Raw genomic sequence first — 15,098 nt, forward strand, 5'->3', positions numbered from 1 at the left:
CCATATACGAACTTGTTACAGCCCCCTGCAGAGCTTGAATGTAACGAGGAACACGTTGAACAAAAAAATAGACGTAGATCACGATGTGCCCAAAAAAACAGCGGCCCAAGTCGAGCCGCTGTTTTCAAACTTACTTGTGTAACCGGATCAGTCCAGCGTGCGGGTGACTTCTTCGCGCTCGAAGATTTCGATCACGTCGCCTGCGCGGATATCGTCGTAGTTCTCGAACGCCATACCGCATTCCTGACCCGACTGAACCTCGGCCACTTCGTCCTTGAAGCGCTTCAGCGTCTTCAGCGTGCCTTCGTGGATCACCACGTTGTCGCGCAGCAGGCGGACGCCTGCGGAGCGGCGGGCAACGCCTTCGGTGACCAGACAGCCAGCAACTTTGCCCACACCAGTGACCTTGAAGACTTCGCGGATCTCGGCGTAACCGATGAACTTCTCGCGGATTTCTGCGCTCAGCAGGCCGGAAGCGGCGGCTTTCACGTCATCCACGAGGTCATAAATCACCGAGTAATAGCGGATCTCGACACCTTTCTGGTTCGCAGTGTTCCGCGCCGATGCGTTGGCACGGACGTTGAACCCGAAGATCGGTGCACCAGAGGCTTCTGCCAGACCGACATCCGTCTCGGTGATCGCACCCACGCCCGAGTGTAGAACGCGCACGCGCACTTCGTCGTTGCCGATCTTTTCCATCGCCTGAACGATGGCTTCGGCCGAACCTTGTACGTCCGCTTTCATCAGAATCGGCAGCTCGGTGACGTTTTCGTCTTCCTTGGCCTTCTGCATCAGCTGCTCAAGGGTGGTCGCGGCACCGGCGGCGGCGCGTTTGTCCTTGGCGGCTTGCTCACGATAGGCAGCAATCTCACGCGCCTGCGCTTCGGTCTCGGTCACGTTCAGAACGTCGCCCGCTTCGGGCGTACCGTTGAGCCCCAGAACCTCGACCGGAACCGAGGGGCCGGCTTCCTTGACGCGGTCGCCCTTGTCGTTGATCAACGCACGGACCTTACCGTATTGCTCACCCACGACGAAGATATCGCCTTGGCGCAGCGTGCCGTTCTGAACCAGAACGGTGGCTACGGGACCACGGCCCACATCCAGCTGCGCCTCGATCACGGCGCCTTGGGCGGCGCGGTCGGGGTTGGCTTTCAGCTCCAGAATTTCGGCCTGCAGCGCGATGGCTTCCAGCAGTTCGTCCAGACCCTGACCGGTGATAGCAGAGACTTCAACGTCCTGAACATCACCCGACATTTTCTCGACGATCACTTCATGCTGCAGCAGATCGGTCCGCACCTTGTCCGGGTTTGCATCGGGCTTGTCGACCTTGTTGATCGCTACGATCATCGGCACTCCGGCCGCTTTGGCGTGGTTGATCGCCTCGATGGTCTGCGGCATCACGGCGTCGTCAGCCGCAACAACCAGAACCACGATATCCGTGACCTGAGCACCGCGCGAACGCATCGAAGTAAACGCCGCGTGGCCCGGGGTATCCAGGAAGGTCAGCGTGGTGCCGCCATCGGTTTTCACCTGATAGGCGCCGATGTGCTGGGTGATGCCACCGGCCTCACCTGCCACAACGCGCGCGTCGCGGATTGCATCCAGCAGCGAAGTCTTACCGTGGTCAACGTGACCCATGATGGTGATGACCGGCGGACGCGGCTGCAGATCGTCTTCGCTGTCTTCGACTTCTTTGATGACGTCTTCAACATCCGAATCGGAGACACGAGTGACCTTGTGGCCAAACTCTTCGATGATCAGTTCCGCAGTGTCAGCGTCGATGGTCTGGTTCTGAGTAACCATCATGCCCATCTGCATTAGCGATTTGACAACGTCGGCCACACGCTCGGCCATACGGTTGGCGAGCTCAGAGACCATGATGGCCTCGGGCAGCTGAACGTCACGGATGACCTTTTCGCGTTCGACCGAACCGCCCATGGCTTTCTGACGCGCACGCTCTTGCTTACGCTTCATCGCGGCCATCGAACGTTGGCGGTTGCCTTCGCCACCGGTGGCCTGACCCAGTGTCAGCTTGCCCGAACGGCGGTTGTCGTCACGGCCTTTGCCACGACCGCGCTGTTCACGCTCACGATCCTGTTTGCGCGGAGCAGCCGCAGGCGCAGGCTTGCTGGCCGGGCTACGGGCCGCTTTGGGCTCTTCCGGGGCCGGGGCGGCAGCAGCGCGTTTGGCAGCTTCTTCTGCCTCTTGGCGCTTGCGCTCTTCCTCTTCGGCCTTGGCCCGGGCTTTCTCTTCGGCCTCACGCTGTTCGCGTTCCTTGGCCTCTTGTTCCGCACGGCGACGGGCACGTTCTTCTTCACGCGCCTTTTCAGCTGCCTCACGGGCGGCGGCCTCTTCGACCTCGCGCGCTTTGGCGGCCTGCAATGCCTTCATCCGGCGGGCCATTTCCGCGTCGGAGATCCCGGCAGGACGGCGCGACGGATCACCCGAGGGCGTTGCTCCGCCACCCGGCTTTCCGGCACCCGGCTTGGGGACCACCACGCGTTTGCGTTTGGTTTCCACCACGACATTCTTGGTGCGTCCGTGGCTGAAACTCTGTTTCACATTTCCGGGGCGTGCCCCGCCACGAAGACCCAATGTCTTTTTGCCGTCATTATCGCTCATAAAGCTTCTTACCCTTCCGCGCGGCCCCTGCCGCCGTCATCCGTTTCGCGCAAGCCACGCAGGCGCTGCGCTTCCTCTACAACACGTTTGGCGAGTCCGCCAGAGGTCAGCGCCGCATGAATCACGGTTTGGCGCCCAAATGCCGCCCCTAACTCGTCCGCCGTGAGCCATCCGATGTATTTTCCGAAGTGCGGCGTGCTGAGTTTCGACTTGCCGCGCCCCGATCCATCGCTGGCCTGAATCAGTACCTGAGCCTCTTCCCGGTCCAGCCACGTCTTGACCTTTTCATATCCGGCGACCGCATCGCCAGACTTGCGCGCCAGGCTGAGAAGCTCAACCACACGACGCGCGACTTGTTTTTCGACCTCATCGGCCAGGTCCGCTTGGGCCGAGACCTGCGCCTTGAACCCGCGCGAGAACAGCTTTTTGCTGACCGCCTTGTCCAAGGCTGCGCGATCTGCCGCCACATAGACCCCGCGTCCCGGCAATTTCGCCGCGACATCGGGGTAGACCTGACCATCCGGCCCCGTCACAAAGCGGATCAGCCCGTATTTGGGCTGAACCTCGCCCGTGGCGATGCACTTGCGCTCAGGTCCCTCGGACCGATCCTTATGGACGCCACCGCGACCCATCTCAGCCACCCGAGGCCCTGAGATCAGGCCTCGGCCTCCTCTTCGGCATCAACGTTTTCTTCTGCCTGCTCCAGCTCGGCCGGATCAACCCAACCCAACATGATACGGGCAGTCATGACCATATCCTGCGCCTCTTCCAGCGTTACGCCGAACGGCTCAAGCACACCGTCATCCTTGATACGCTCACCATCGACAGTGGTCCAACCACCGGCCAGTTCCCAGTCAGCACAGGTTGCGAAGTCTTCGAGCGTCTTCACATCATCCTTGGCCAGCGCTTCTACCATCTGGGGTGTCAGGCCTTCGAATTCAATAAGGCTGTCCTCGGCACCCAATGCGCGTGCGGCATCCAGCGCGGCCTTGGCCTGCGCCTCAAGGAAATCGCGGGCACGGGCCTGCAGTTCCTGCGCGGTGCCTTCGTCAACGCCGTCGATGACCAGCAGTTCGTCCAGCTCAACATAGGCAACCTCTTCGAGGTTGGTGAAGCCTTCTGAAACCAGCAGCTGCGCAAAGAACTCGTCCAAATCCAGGCTGTCCATGAACAGCTGGGTGCGGGCTTCGAATTCTTTTTGACGACGCGCCGACTCCTCGGCTTCGGTCATGATGTCGATGTCCAGGTTGGTCAGCTGGCTGGCCAGACGCACGTTCTGACCTCGGCGACCGATGGCGAGCGACAGCTGTTCTTCAGGAACAACAACTTCGATCTTGCCTGCTTCTTCGTCCAGAACCACCTTGGAAACCTCGGCAGGCTGCAGCGCGTTCACCAGGAAAGTCGGCTGATCTTCGTTCCACGGAATGATGTCGATCTTTTCGCCCTGCAGCTCGTTCACAACGGCCTGCACGCGGCTACCGCGCATACCAACGCAGGCACCGACGGGGTCGATCGAGCCGTCATACGAGATCACAGCAATCTTGGCGCGCGAGCCGGGGTCACGGGCCACGGCCTTGACCTCAATGATGCCGTCATAGATTTCCGGCACTTCCATTTTGAATAGCTCGGCCATGAATTCCGGCGCGGTGCGCGACAGGAAAATCTGGTGGCCACGAACCTCGCGGCGAACTTCTTTGATGTAAGCACGCACACGGTCATTCGGGCGATAGCTTTCGCGGCCGATCTTGTCATTGCGGCGCAGAACGGCCTCGGCACCGCCCAGATCGACGATGACGTTGCCGAATTCTTCACGCTTGACCGCACCGTTGATGATAGTGCCCGCACGATCCTTGAATTCCTCGTACTGACGGTCACGCTCGGCTTCGCGGACCTTCTGCAGGATCACCTGCTTGGCGGACTGAGCCGCGATACGGCCCATTTCAACCGGCGGAACCTCTTCAACGAACACGTCGCCAACCTCAGGCGATTCCATGTACTGACGCGCCTGCTCGACGGTCATCTCCGCCTGGTAGTTTTCCAGTTCCTCTTCCTCGACCACGGTGCGGACGCGGGTAAAGGTCGCCTTGCCGGTCTTGCGGTCGATCGACACGCGGATGTCCATTTCGGCGCCGTAACGGCTCTTGGCGGCACGGGCGAGCGATTCTTCCATCGCTTCGACAACCAGACCGGGGTCGATCATCTTTTCGCGGGCCACGGCCTCGGCGGTCTGCAGCAGCTCCAGCTGGTTGGCTGAGGTGATTGCCATCAGTTCGTCTCCTCTTCGGACCCTTCGGTCTCAATCTCGTCGAAAGCGTTTTCGTTCAGGGCACCGGCGTCTTTGCGCTGGCGCAGCATTTCCTTGATCAGGTCATCGGTCAGGACCAGCTTGGCGTCGCTCAGCCAGTCGAATTGCAGACCGATAGTGATCGTCTCAGACCCCTCGGGGATGTTGATCAGAACCTCATCCCCTTCGATCCCGGCCAATTCACCCTTGAATCGGCGGCGACCGTCGATCAGCTCGGCAGTTTCGATCTTGGCCTCATACCCTTCGAAATTCTCAAAGTCCTTGAGACGGGTCAGAGGGCGGTCAATACCGGGGCTGGAGACCTCAAGCGTATAGGCGTCAAGGATCGGGTCCTCGACATCCAGCGTGGCGCTGACGGCGTTTGAAATCTCAGCGCAGTCATCCACTTCGATACCGCCATCGGGCTTGTCGGCCATGATCTGCAGCGTGGTTTGCTTGCCGCTCATCAAACGGACGCGGACGAGTTCATACCCCAGATCCTCAATCACGGGGGTGATGATCTCGGCAAGTCGCCGGTCAATGGCCGCTTTGGCTATCAGGTCGTTTGTCATCAGGTTCTCTACCCTATCGATCGGGCACAAAAAAACGGGCGCGCGGCCCGTCGAATTTTCCGGTGGAGCCTTGGACCAGAAGTCCAACGCGCCGCTGTTGCAACTGCATATACGCAGGAGTTCCCGAGTCTGCAACCCCCGGCGCAATTCGTGATCGGATTTACGCCAACCACCACCGTTCAGCGATGCGGCCATCATCCAGCGTCGCTTTGCCGATCTGCCTCGGCATTCCCACCTGAGCCGCCACCGCCAGCGCCATATTCGATTCGCTTGGGTAGTAGCGCAGCCCCCGCTGGGATTTCAGATCGCCCCTCTTGGGCAGGACGGCAATGTCCACATATCCGTCACGCAAGGCTTCGGCGCGGACGCGTGCGTCAGGGATCACGATGATTTCCACTGTATCGGCCCAACCGGCCTGACCGTCCTTGTAATGCCCGGCAACTTTGCGGCCCAGGAAATGACGCCCATCCTCGGCCCGCTCGACCCGGTAGCATCCGGTCCCGTTGGCCGCGTGCAGAGGTGTCACCGCCTGCCCATCGCGGGCTACGACAAACCGGCTGTCGGCCAGCAGGAAGGGAAGACCGGGATTGGCCTCGGCCAGTTCCAGCCGCACGTGATCAGCGGCCAGGGCCTCGGCCTGACCAAGTTCCGCCAGCACGGCCACAACATCATCGGCGTGCAACGCCGTTCCATCGTGGAACGAGACGTCTTGGCGCAGATCAAACCGCCAGATGCGCGCGTTGTCTTCCGTCTGCCATCCTGTCGCCACCTCCCCTCGCAATGTGCCATCCGGTGCGATCTCGGTCAGGGTATCGAACACGGCCCCACGGGCCAACTGCTCCAAACTGTCATCACGCGGAACTGCCAGCCGCAGCGCGCCACCTTTCTTCGGAGTATCGGCCAGAGACGCCCCGGTGGCCGCCAGCAACGCAGCGGCGGCACCCGATGCAAACAGAGCACGGCGGTCCATCCGGGTCATGCGACCCCCTCGGCCACGCGGTCCATAATGCGGACCAGCTCGGCACTTATTCCGGGTTCCGACAGGGCGTGGCCTGCATGGCGAACCATCTTTAGCTCGACATTGGGCCAACGCTCGGCCAAAGACCACGCCGCCTGAGGCGGGCAGATCATGTCATAGCGCCCCTGCACGATATGTCCGGGGATATGCGCGATGCGATCCATCTGATCCAGAATCTGCCCATCCTTCTGCAGAAAGGCGTTGTTGATGAAATAGTGATTCTCGAGCCGCGCGAAGGCCCGCGCGTATTCACCGGGGCTTTCGCCGGTCGATCCGTTCGAATGGATCGACGCCAAGGCGTTCTCCCACGCTGACCAAGCGCGCCCGTACAGGACCTCGGTTGCCCGGTCGCCCGAGAACAGGCGCTTGTTGTAGGCCGCAATCGTATCCGACAGCTCTTCCTCGGACAGCAAGGCGGTGAATTTTGCCCACTGCTCGGGCCAGAACTTGCCCGCGCCGCCGCCGTAGAACCAATCCAGCTCGGCCTGCGTGGCCAGAAACACCCCGCGCAGAACCAGACGGCTGACCCGATCGGGATGCGCCTGCGCATAGATCAACGCCAGAGTCGCCCCCCAGCTGCCGCCAAACACGATCCATTCGTCGATATCCAGCAGCGATCGAAGCCGCTCGATATCCTCAACCAGATGCCATGTCGTGTTGTCCTCGACCGAGGCATGGGGCCGCGATTTCCCGCACCCGCGCTGATCAAAGAGAATCACCCGGAAGACGCGCGGATCAAAGTAGCGCCGCATCGCGGGGCTGCAGCCACCGCCCGGACCACCATGCAGCACAACAACCGGCACCCCGTCGGGATTGCCGCTTTGCTCCATATAAATCTGGTGCCCATCGCCCACACTGACCAACCGCTGATCGAAAGGATCAACCGGCGGATAGAGATATTGCACTGCGCGCTTTTGGTCCGGGTACTTGTCCATTATGGCCCTATATAGTCCTTAAGACGTAAAAGAGCATACGGAGACAGGAATGCAAGCGCATCCGAACACGGTCGACCCATCCGAGATCGCTAAATTCGAGGCGATGGCAGCGGAATGGTGGGACCCGCATGGGAAATTCAAACCTCTGCACATGCTGAATCCGTGTCGTCTGGACTATATCACACAGCAAATCGCGGGTGAGTTTGACCGCGACCTGACCGCGCCGACACCGTTCGAGGGCCTGCGCCTTCTGGATATCGGATGCGGCGGAGGGCTGCTGAGCGAACCTATGGCCCGCCTTGGCGCCACAGTGGTCGGAGCCGACGCCGCTGCGGGCAACCTGCCCGTCGCCCGCATCCATGCCGAACAATCGGGGCTTGAGATCGACTACCGCCACACCACCGCCGAGGACATGGCCGCCGCGGGCGAGCAATTCGACGTCGTGCTGAACATGGAAGTGGTCGAACATGTCGCCGACCCGCTGAGCTACCTGACCGCCACGAGACAATTGCTGAAACCCGGCGGGTTGGAGATTTGCTCGACCATCAACCGCAACCCGAAATCCTATGCCATGGCCATCTTCGGGGCCGAGGTTGTCATGCGCTGGCTGCCACGCGGCACACATGAGTGGAACAAGTTCATCACCCCCGATGAGCTTTTCGACCTGCTGCGCCAAGCCGGGCTGGAGCCAGTTGACCGCAAGGGGTTCGTGTTCAATCCAATCCTGTGGAGCTGGTCGATCTCAGACCGCGACCTCAGTGTGAATTATGTGACGGCGAGTGTGAAACCAGGGTAGATTCAGCACAAATATGCGACCGATCAGCAACTGGACAATTGGGTGGTTCCTTCCGCTCTATGATCGAAATCCGCTTGTAGGAAGCGTGTTGGGCTTAGCGTGCATATTTTTTGCGCTCATTGCGATTGGTGTGTTCATGCTTGCGATCAAAGAGAACGCCGGAACTCCGATTCCGACAACCGGGCTGGTATAGGCGCCTATTGTCATCATGCTGTTGAAACCTTTGTCGATGGTCATATGCCTAGCGTGCGAATTCCTATGACGGAATTTTGGCGTAAATTCTCTTCTGAGAGTTAAAGGTTGCCCCATTCGCGGAAGATGTGAACCTGCAGACTTGAGCAAGGTCCTCTCGCGCCCTAAAGAATCCATCACTGGTGCAGAGTAGCATTTCTCACCGCTACTCCCCCTCCAACTGCAACCGCAAATCCCTCAATACGGGCAGCGTGCTGCGGACGCGCTCCAACCCCAGCTCTCCAACCACGCGGTTGATCAGCGGGGCAATCGAGGAAATCGCCTGATCGCGCGCGCGGCGGCCAGCGGGGCTGATCGCGACCATCTTGCGGCGGGCGTCGTCCCAGTCTGGGCGGATGTGGATGTACCCGGCCCATTCCAGCTTGGCCAAAGTGTTGGTCATCGCCCCTCGGGTCACATGGAAGGTGCTGGCGAGTTGGGCGGGCGTCCGTTCTCCTCCGGCATAGGCCAGATGGTTCAGCACCGAGAAGTGTGAGATTTCCATGCCCTTGGGCAGCACCCGGCTCAGCCGGTTGCGCAATAGCTGGTCGGCGGTCAGGATCTCGCTGAAAAGCGTGACCGCAAGGGCATTGGTGTCGTCTGTCATGGTCCGGTTCTGGTTCAGGGGCCGTCAAAAGCCCGCACATGGGTCAATGAGGGCACGCGACGGCGCGCCTCGGACACAGAACTATCATTCAATTCGAAAAAGTGAATGCCCGGATCGGTCCCTGCGTCGATCAGAACCTCTCCCCAAGGGGCGACGACCATGCTGTGACCGTGAGTGTGGCGGGTTTTGCCCCGCGTTTTGGAATGCGTGCCGGTTTGCGCGGGGGCCAGAACCCAGCAGCCGGTCTCAATCGCGCGGGCGCGCAATAGCGATTCCCAATGCGCGGCCCCTGTGACAGGCGAAAACGCCGCCGGAACCGTCAAAATCCGCGCCCCGGCTTGCGCCAGCGCAGCATGCAGATGCGGAAATCGGATATCATAGCAGATGGTCAGGCCGATCTTGCCGAACTCCGTCTCGGCGATGACGGCCTTGTCACCGGGGCGGTAATTGGCCGATTCGCGGAAAGTCTCGGTCTCGGTCACTTGCACATCGAACATGTGGATTTTGTCATAGCGCGCCACGATCTGACCTTTGGGGTCGATCATGAAGCACCGGTTGGCAAAGCGGCCATCCGCATCATGGGTCTTGATCCCCAACGAGCCGATCAGCAGCCACACACCCAGCCCGGCCGCCTGCGCCCGCAAACCGGCCAGCGTGGTGTCGTCTTCCTCATGCTGCAACACCTCGCGCTGCCGGGTGGTGCTGTTAGACACGCAATTCGTGACCTCGGGGGTCAGGATGAACTGCGCGCCCTGCTCGGCGGCCTCGGCCATCATGGCGCGCACCATTTGCAGATTCGCAGCCGGATCGTCCGACGAGGTGATTTGCAGCAGAGCAGTCTTCATCACGCCGCCAGAAGACGGTCCAGCTTGCCCTGACGATCGAGCTCATAGAGGTCATCACAGCCGCCCACGTGATCGGGGCCGATGAATATCTGAGGCACAGTGCGTTTGCCGCCGGCACGTTTTATCATCTCGGGCTTGCGCTTGGGGTGCATCAGCACATCGATTTCCTTGAACTCGACCCCCTTTTGCTTCAGCAGGCGCTTGGCCGCGTGGCAGAAGCCGCACAGAGGCGATGTGTAGATTTCAACAGGTTTCATAAATCCGTCCCTTCGGGTTTCACACAATCTTGTGCGAATTAGGCATCCTTGGCAACGCGCGCCAGCACCAACACGAAAATATGATTTGCCCCAACGGCAAGGCATGCCCGCGTACAGGCTGCCAGCGTGGCACCCGAAGTCATCACGTCATCCACCAACAGGATATCGCGCCCCGCGATACGCTTAGACCGTTTGGGATGAGGCGCAATGACCCCATCTAATGCCTCAACACGTTGGGCAGCCGTTTTCCCGTCCAGAACCGGCGTGCGCGCCGTTCGCACCAGCAGGTCCGGGCAGACCTCCAACCCGGTCTCGCGCCCGAGATGCTGGGCCAGAAGCGCCGATTGGTTATACCGCCGTTTCACCAGACGGGACCAGTGCAGCGGAACCGGCGCGATCAACATGTCGGGCCTCAGAACCTCTCGGCCCGCCTGCGCCATCCAGCGCGCGGCGGGTTTGGCCAGCTCGGGGCGGTCGCCATGTTTCAACGCCAGGATCAGGGATTTCGCCCGCCCCTTGTACAGCAACGCCGCGCGCCCGTCCTTCCAAGGGCGTGGCGTTTTTCTGCAATCGTCACAGTCGATCCGAAAGCCGTCCCGTTCTCCGGGGACGCGCATGCCGCAACTGTCGCAGACCGTGCCGCCGATGAACGGCGTGTCCCGCCAACATGTGGCACACAGGCCAAAGTCGGATTCGGTCAGCTCTCCGCAGCTCATACATCGCGGGGGATAGATCAGGTGCAACGCTGTTTGAACTCGGGGCCAAATGCGATACCTGCGGGGTATGAAAATGCCTGCGTCCAATGCACCCTCTCTGTTCGACCGAGCCACCCTGCGCCACCGCCGCGCGCGGGCTAAGGATGAGGCCCTGTTCCTGCACCGCGCCGCTGTCGACGAGGTGCAGGATCGGCTGAGCATGGTTAACAGAACCTTTACAGCGCCCGCGATTGTGACCCCGTTTGCGCATATCTGGCAGGATGCCCTGCCCAGCGCGACACTCGTGGCGGATGAGGAAACGCTGGCGCTTAAGCCCGGCACGCATGATCTGGTGGTTCATGCGATGGCCCTGCATTGGGCCAATGACCCTGTCGGCCAGCTGATCCAATGTCACCGCGCCTTACGCCCGGACGGGTTGCTTCTGACCGTCTGTCTGGGCGGAGAGACCCTGCATCAGCTGCGTGCGGCCCTCGGGCAGGCCGAGATTGAGGTGACTGGTGGCCTCAGCCCCCGAATCGCTCCAATGGGAGAGCTGCGGGATCTAGGCGCTCTGCTGCAACGCACGGGGTTGGCGCTGCCAGTGGCGGATGCGGTGCCTGTGACGGCGGAATATCGAGACTTGAGCCATCTGATGCAGGACCTGCGCGCGATGGCCGAGACCAACGTGCTGACCAACCGATTGAAATCCCCGACCCGCCGCAAGGTGTTCGAACGCGCGCAGAGCATCTACGCAGAACACTTCGCGACGCCTCAAGGCCGCCTGCCCGCCACGTTCGAGCTGATCTGCCTAACCGGCTGGTCGCCCGACGACAGCCAACCCAAACCGCTGCGCCCCGGATCCGCCCGGATGCGCCTTGCCGAAGCCCTTGGTACCGATGAAGGCAAACTGTCCGATTGACGACCGGACATTTCCCCTTATCTCAGGCCAGACCTAGAAAATGCAGGAAGACCCAAATGTTTGACGCGACACGCCCAGTGCATGCACCAGCCGACCACCCCAAGGTTAAAATGGGGCGCGTGGGCATCCTGCTGGCCAATTTGGGCACGCCCGATCACTACAGCTATTGGCCAATGCGCCGCTATTTGAACGAGTTCCTCTCGGACCGCCGTGTGATCGACTACCCGGCGTGGAAGTGGCAGCCGATTCTGCAGGCGATCATCCTGACAAAGCGCCCCTTTAGCTCGGGCGAGGCCTACAAGTCGATCTGGAATCACGACAAGGGTGAAAGCCCGCTGATGACGATCACCAAGGACCAGACCGCCAAGCTGCGCGATGCGATGCAGGCCCGCTATGGCGATCAGGTGATGGTCGATTTCTGCATGCGCTACGGCAATCCGTCTACCAAATCCAAGGTCCGGAATATGGTGGCGGAAGGCTGCGACCGTATCTTATTCTTCCCGCTCTACCCACACTATGCCGGTGCCACGACGGCAACCGCCAATGACCAGTTCTTCCGTTGCCTGATGGAGGAACCGTGGCAACCTGCCAGCCGTACGGTGCCCGCTTATTACGACGAACCCACCTATATCGAGGCTTTGGCCCAGTCCGTCGAACGCGCCTATGCCACGATGAAGACCAAGCCGGATGTGCTGGTCTGTTCCTACCACGGGATGCCTGAACGCTATCTGCAACAGGGCGATCCCTATCACTGCCAATGCGTCAAGACCTCACGATTGTTGAAAGAGCGGCTCGGCTGGTCGGATGATCAGCTGGTTTCAACCTTCCAGTCACGCTTTGGACCTGAGGAATGGTTGAAACCCTATACAGTCGACCACGTGGCCGATCTGGCGAAACAGGGCAAAAAGAACATCGCAGTAATTGCGCCTGCGTTCTCGGCCGATTGCATCGAGACGCTGGAAGAGATCAACGAAGAGATCAAGGAAAGCTTTGAAGAGGCCGGCGGTGAACACTTCACCTATATCCCCTGCCTCAATGACGATGATTCGCATATCGCCGCTTTGGGCAAGATCATCGAAGACAATCTGAACGGCTGGCTGGACTAACCAGCCCCGACAACTGGACATGAAAAAAGGCGGTGGAAAGCTCCACCGCCTTTTCTCTGGATATTGCTCGTCGAATTAGCTTGCTGCAACAGCTGCGGCAACTACAACCAGCAGGATCAGCGGCAGGATGATGCCCTGCGATGTGCCCTGGGTTTCTTCAACAACAACAGGTGCCTCAACAACCGGCTCTTCCAGGTTACCGGCATAAGCGGTCGAAGCAGCAGCGGTCAGTGCAGCGGCGAGAACGAGTTTTTTCATATTAACCTCCAGAATCTGCACGGCTCCAGTCCGCGGAACCGCACATCTAAGACTTACCTCGTGATATTTTTCTAATCAGCAAAGCGGTTGGAATGCAATTGCAACTTGCCGATTCATCGAGTCGGTGAGCGAAAATGTCGTCAAATTAGCAACACTTGCGTGCCGACCTTCGCCATTGAGAAAAGCTCGGCAATGTCTTCGTTGAACAGGCCGATGCAGCCATTCGAAGATTTCCGCCCGATCTTGCGCGTGTCATGTGTACCGTGGATGCGGTAATACTTCCATCCCAGGTACAAAGCGTGCGTTCCCAATGGGTTATCGGGGCCGGGCGGGATGTAATCGGGCCATTCGGGGTTTCGTCTCTTCATCGACGGCGTCGGAGACCAGCTTGGCCCCTCAACCTTGCGAATGACGCTGGTGCGCCCGCGACGGGTCATCTCCTCGGTCAACGGAACCGAAGAGGGGTAGAGTTTGTATACAGATTGATCATTTGACCAATAATGCAGCGCTCGCGACGTGGTATCGACCAGAATGGCCCCGTTTCTGGTGTTCGAGAAATAAGGCCGCCAGTCCTGAGCGCGGAATCCTGAGACATTGCGCCGGACCGGTGCTTCGGGTTCAGGTGCAGGTCGCAGCGGGTCGCCCGGGATGTACTGCGCGATCGCAGGCGCGGCCAGCAGAGACGAGGCTCCGGCCAGAAACCCCCGGCGGGTCGAAAGAGGGATGTGCTTTTTAACCATGACAAAAGGTCCTTCGTTATGGCGAAATGGAAAATCTGGCCCATTTTATTGCCAGAATGCTTCAGTCGCAAACCAAACCGGCAGAATCATGCAGGGTATGGTCATTGTGCGTTTGCTCAAGACAGCCTAGCGCGTTATGCCCGTTGGCGACACAATAATCAGGTCGATCATGACGCGTATCTTTTCTTTTCTGTTGATTTGCCTTGTCGCCTTGGCGGCATGTACCGACACGAGCACCACGGCGCTGGGTGCCGATGGACGCCCCTTGCCCTCAGTCTATAAAATCCGTGGCAACCCCGAGAAGCTGCAGTTCCGTATGCTCGATTCGGTGAATGCACTGCGGCAGGCGCAGGGCTTGCAGGCCGTGCAACTGAATTCTCAGTTGAACGCGGCGGCCGCGACGCATTCCAAGGATATGGCCCGACAGAATCGCCCCTGGCATTTCGGATCGGATGGCTCTTCCCCGATCGACCGCGCGGCGCGCGTTGGCTATTTCGGGACATTCCTGGGCGAGGCGATCTCGGAGACCTATGAAACGGAAACCGAGACACTGGCCGCCTGGATGCAGGAACCCGGACCCCGTTCTGTTATCCTGGACCCCCAGGCCACCCAGATGGGATTTGCTTGGCATCAGGAAAACGGCGGTAAGATCTGGTGGACGCTAGAAATGGGAACCGGAGGCTAACAACCCGCCCCTTCCCAAAAAAGCCCGCGATTTTCGCGGGCTTTTTTGTAATTTCACAAAGATTTAAGCAGCTTGCATAGACTGTGCTTCGGTCAAGATCGCGTATAGCTTGACCGGATCCGGGTTCGCCCGCAGCTTGGCGCAAACAGCGCTGTCACGCAGGGTACGCGACACCAGTGCCAAAGCCTTGAGGTGATCCACACCCGCCTCTTCAGGTGCAAACAGCGCAAAGGCGATATCCACCGGCTGGCGGTCAACCGCGCTAAAGTCGATCGGCTTTTCAAGCATTACAAAAACGCCCGAGACCGACTCGATCCCGCCCAGCCGCGCATGTGGCAATGCCACGCCATGACCCACACCCGTGGGGCCAAGGCTTTCGCGTTCCAGCAGACAATCCACGACGACCTGGGTATCCAGGTCCAAAGCACCGGCAGCGACGTCGCCGATTTCCTGAAACAGCCGCTTCTTGCTAGACGCGGCAGATAACACACGTACTGCTTCGGGCTTGAGAATGCTCGAAAGCTCCAT

17 protein-coding genes are annotated in these 15,098 nt (G+C 60.0%); 4 read left to right on the forward strand and 13 right to left on the reverse strand.

All coding sequences use genetic code 11. The annotated features are described in order from the left end of the window. Positions 1 to 147: 147 nt before the first annotated feature. The 6 genes from infB to pip all read right to left on the reverse strand — a co-directional run bounded on the left by infB (position 148) and on the right by pip (position 7,431). Positions 148 to 2,622 carry a translation initiation factor IF-2 gene (gene infB / locus ACR0JF_RS12765; protein WP_170470980.1) on the reverse strand — a complete coding sequence of 825 codons (2,475 nt, stop codon included), beginning with the start codon at positions 2,620 to 2,622 and terminating at the stop codon, positions 148 to 150. A gap of 8 nt (positions 2,623 to 2,630) precedes the next feature. Beyond that, entirely contained in the window at positions 2,631 to 3,254 is a 624-nt protein-coding gene (locus ACR0JF_RS12770) for an RNA-binding protein (RefSeq protein ID WP_170660835.1), read from the reverse strand. 23 nt (positions 3,255 to 3,277) lie between these two features. After that, the gene (nusA, locus tag ACR0JF_RS12775; RefSeq protein WP_170660836.1) at positions 3,278 to 4,888 is read right to left on the reverse strand and encodes a transcription termination factor NusA; all 1,611 of its coding nucleotides are present in this window, start codon (positions 4,886 to 4,888) and stop codon (positions 3,278 to 3,280) included. Continuing rightward, a complete protein-coding gene (rimP, locus tag ACR0JF_RS12780) occupies positions 4,888 to 5,478 on the reverse strand; it encodes a ribosome maturation factor RimP (RefSeq protein ID WP_170379971.1) in 591 nt (196 codons plus the stop codon). Before rimP ends, nusA begins: the two co-directional genes overlap by 1 nt. 160 nt (positions 5,479 to 5,638) lie before the next feature. Then, the gene (locus ACR0JF_RS12785; RefSeq protein ID WP_170660837.1) at positions 5,639 to 6,457 is read right to left on the reverse strand and encodes an ABC transporter substrate-binding protein; all 819 of its coding nucleotides are present in this window, start codon (positions 6,455 to 6,457) and stop codon (positions 5,639 to 5,641) included. Continuing rightward, entirely contained in the window at positions 6,454 to 7,431 is a 978-nt protein-coding gene (pip, locus tag ACR0JF_RS12790) for a prolyl aminopeptidase (protein WP_170660838.1), read from the reverse strand. The genes ACR0JF_RS12785 and pip overlap by 4 nt, the downstream gene beginning before the upstream one ends. A 49-nt stretch (positions 7,432 to 7,480) precedes the next feature. Between pip and ubiG the strand changes: the two genes are divergently transcribed. Continuing rightward, entirely contained in the window at positions 7,481 to 8,227 is a 747-nt protein-coding gene (gene ubiG, locus ACR0JF_RS12795; RefSeq protein ID WP_170660839.1) for a bifunctional 2-polyprenyl-6-hydroxyphenol methylase/3-demethylubiquinol 3-O-methyltransferase UbiG, read from the forward strand. Between the two features lie 397 nt (positions 8,228 to 8,624). Here ubiG and ACR0JF_RS12800 read toward each other — a convergent pair whose 3' ends face one another. Genes ACR0JF_RS12800 through ACR0JF_RS12815 form a run of 4 tightly spaced genes read right to left on the reverse strand, consistent with a single transcriptional unit; the run spans position 8,625 to position 10,970 of the window. Continuing rightward, positions 8,625 to 9,065, reverse strand: a complete 441-nt coding sequence (locus ACR0JF_RS12800; RefSeq protein WP_170379967.1) for a MarR family winged helix-turn-helix transcriptional regulator — start codon at positions 9,063 to 9,065, stop codon at positions 8,625 to 8,627. 14 nt (positions 9,066 to 9,079) lie between these two features. Then, on the reverse strand, positions 9,080 to 9,910 hold the full coding sequence (locus ACR0JF_RS12805; RefSeq protein ID WP_170660840.1) for a carbon-nitrogen hydrolase family protein: 831 nt from the start codon (positions 9,908 to 9,910) through the stop codon (positions 9,080 to 9,082). Further along, entirely contained in the window at positions 9,910 to 10,167 is a 258-nt protein-coding gene (grxC, locus tag ACR0JF_RS12810) for a glutaredoxin 3 (RefSeq protein ID WP_170379965.1), read from the reverse strand. The genes ACR0JF_RS12805 and grxC overlap by 1 nt, the downstream gene beginning before the upstream one ends. 38 nt (positions 10,168 to 10,205) lie before the next feature. Continuing rightward, on the reverse strand, positions 10,206 to 10,970 hold the full coding sequence (locus ACR0JF_RS12815; protein ID WP_480524070.1) for a double zinc ribbon domain-containing protein: 765 nt from the start codon (positions 10,968 to 10,970) through the stop codon (positions 10,206 to 10,208). On the opposite strand from ACR0JF_RS12815, the gene ACR0JF_RS12820 reads away from it, so the two are divergent. Further along, complete coding sequence (locus ACR0JF_RS12820; RefSeq protein ID WP_170641876.1) at positions 10,951 to 11,781, forward strand: methyltransferase domain-containing protein; 831 nt, start codon at positions 10,951 to 10,953, stop codon at positions 11,779 to 11,781. The genes ACR0JF_RS12815 and ACR0JF_RS12820 overlap by 20 nt on opposite strands. A gap of 56 nt (positions 11,782 to 11,837) precedes the next feature. After that, on the forward strand, positions 11,838 to 12,887 hold the full coding sequence (hemH, locus tag ACR0JF_RS12825) for a ferrochelatase (RefSeq protein WP_170660842.1): 1,050 nt from the start codon (positions 11,838 to 11,840) through the stop codon (positions 12,885 to 12,887). Between the two features lie 75 nt (positions 12,888 to 12,962). On the opposite strand, the gene ACR0JF_RS12830 is transcribed toward hemH, so the two are convergent. Next, positions 12,963 to 13,145 carry a hypothetical protein gene (locus ACR0JF_RS12830; protein WP_170379961.1) on the reverse strand — a complete coding sequence of 61 codons (183 nt, stop codon included), beginning with the start codon at positions 13,143 to 13,145 and terminating at the stop codon, positions 12,963 to 12,965. 140 nt (positions 13,146 to 13,285) lie between these two features. Beyond that, positions 13,286 to 13,885, reverse strand: a complete 600-nt coding sequence (locus tag ACR0JF_RS12835; protein WP_170470964.1) for a L,D-transpeptidase — start codon at positions 13,883 to 13,885, stop codon at positions 13,286 to 13,288. Positions 13,886 to 14,054: 169 nt separating this feature from the next. On the opposite strand from ACR0JF_RS12835, the gene dalA reads away from it, so the two are divergent. Next, the gene (gene dalA / locus ACR0JF_RS12840) at positions 14,055 to 14,570 is read left to right on the forward strand and encodes a divisome-associated lipoprotein DalA (RefSeq protein ID WP_170660843.1); all 516 of its coding nucleotides are present in this window, start codon (positions 14,055 to 14,057) and stop codon (positions 14,568 to 14,570) included. A gap of 63 nt (positions 14,571 to 14,633) precedes the next feature. Here the strand turns inward: dalA and ACR0JF_RS12845 are convergent, their stop codons facing one another. Beyond that, complete coding sequence (locus ACR0JF_RS12845; protein WP_170379958.1) at positions 14,634 to 15,098, reverse strand: PTS sugar transporter subunit IIA; 465 nt, start codon at positions 15,096 to 15,098, stop codon at positions 14,634 to 14,636.

This window comes from Ruegeria sp. BG11, from assembly GCF_056538565.1.

Excerpts from the sequence above, each read along its gene's own strand:
- infB (WP_170470980.1), bottom strand. The coding sequence starts at position 2,622 with ATGAGCGATAATGACGGCAAAAAGACATTGGGTCTTCGTGGCGGGGCA.
- ACR0JF_RS12770 (WP_170660835.1), bottom strand. The coding sequence starts at position 3,254 with ATGGGTCGCGGTGGCGTCCATAAGGATCGGTCCGAGGGACCTGAGCGC.
- ACR0JF_RS12805 (WP_170660840.1), bottom strand. The coding sequence starts at position 9,910 with ATGAAGACTGCTCTGCTGCAAATCACCTCGTCGGACGATCCGGCTGCG.
- rimP (WP_170379971.1), bottom strand. The coding sequence starts at position 5,478 with ATGACAAACGACCTGATAGCCAAAGCGGCCATTGACCGGCGACTTGCC.
- ACR0JF_RS12845 (WP_170379958.1), bottom strand. The coding sequence starts at position 15,098 with ATGGAGCTTTCGAGCATTCTCAAGCCCGAAGCAGTACGTGTGTTATCT.
- ACR0JF_RS12820 (WP_170641876.1), top strand. The coding sequence starts at position 10,951 with ATGAAAATGCCTGCGTCCAATGCACCCTCTCTGTTCGACCGAGCCACC.
- ACR0JF_RS12785 (WP_170660837.1), bottom strand. The coding sequence starts at position 6,457 with ATGACCCGGATGGACCGCCGTGCTCTGTTTGCATCGGGTGCCGCCGCT.
- ACR0JF_RS12800 (WP_170379967.1), bottom strand. The coding sequence starts at position 9,065 with ATGACAGACGACACCAATGCCCTTGCGGTCACGCTTTTCAGCGAGATC.
- grxC (WP_170379965.1), bottom strand. The coding sequence starts at position 10,167 with ATGAAACCTGTTGAAATCTACACATCGCCTCTGTGCGGCTTCTGCCAC.
- pip (WP_170660838.1), bottom strand. The coding sequence starts at position 7,431 with ATGGACAAGTACCCGGACCAAAAGCGCGCAGTGCAATATCTCTATCCG.
- ubiG (WP_170660839.1), top strand. The coding sequence starts at position 7,481 with ATGCAAGCGCATCCGAACACGGTCGACCCATCCGAGATCGCTAAATTC.
- nusA (WP_170660836.1), bottom strand. The coding sequence starts at position 4,888 with ATGGCAATCACCTCAGCCAACCAGCTGGAGCTGCTGCAGACCGCCGAG.
- ACR0JF_RS12830 (WP_170379961.1), bottom strand. The coding sequence starts at position 13,145 with ATGAAAAAACTCGTTCTCGCCGCTGCACTGACCGCTGCTGCTTCGACC.
- hemH (WP_170660842.1), top strand. The coding sequence starts at position 11,838 with ATGTTTGACGCGACACGCCCAGTGCATGCACCAGCCGACCACCCCAAG.
- dalA (WP_170660843.1), top strand. The coding sequence starts at position 14,055 with ATGACGCGTATCTTTTCTTTTCTGTTGATTTGCCTTGTCGCCTTGGCG.
- ACR0JF_RS12835 (WP_170470964.1), bottom strand. The coding sequence starts at position 13,885 with ATGGTTAAAAAGCACATCCCTCTTTCGACCCGCCGGGGGTTTCTGGCC.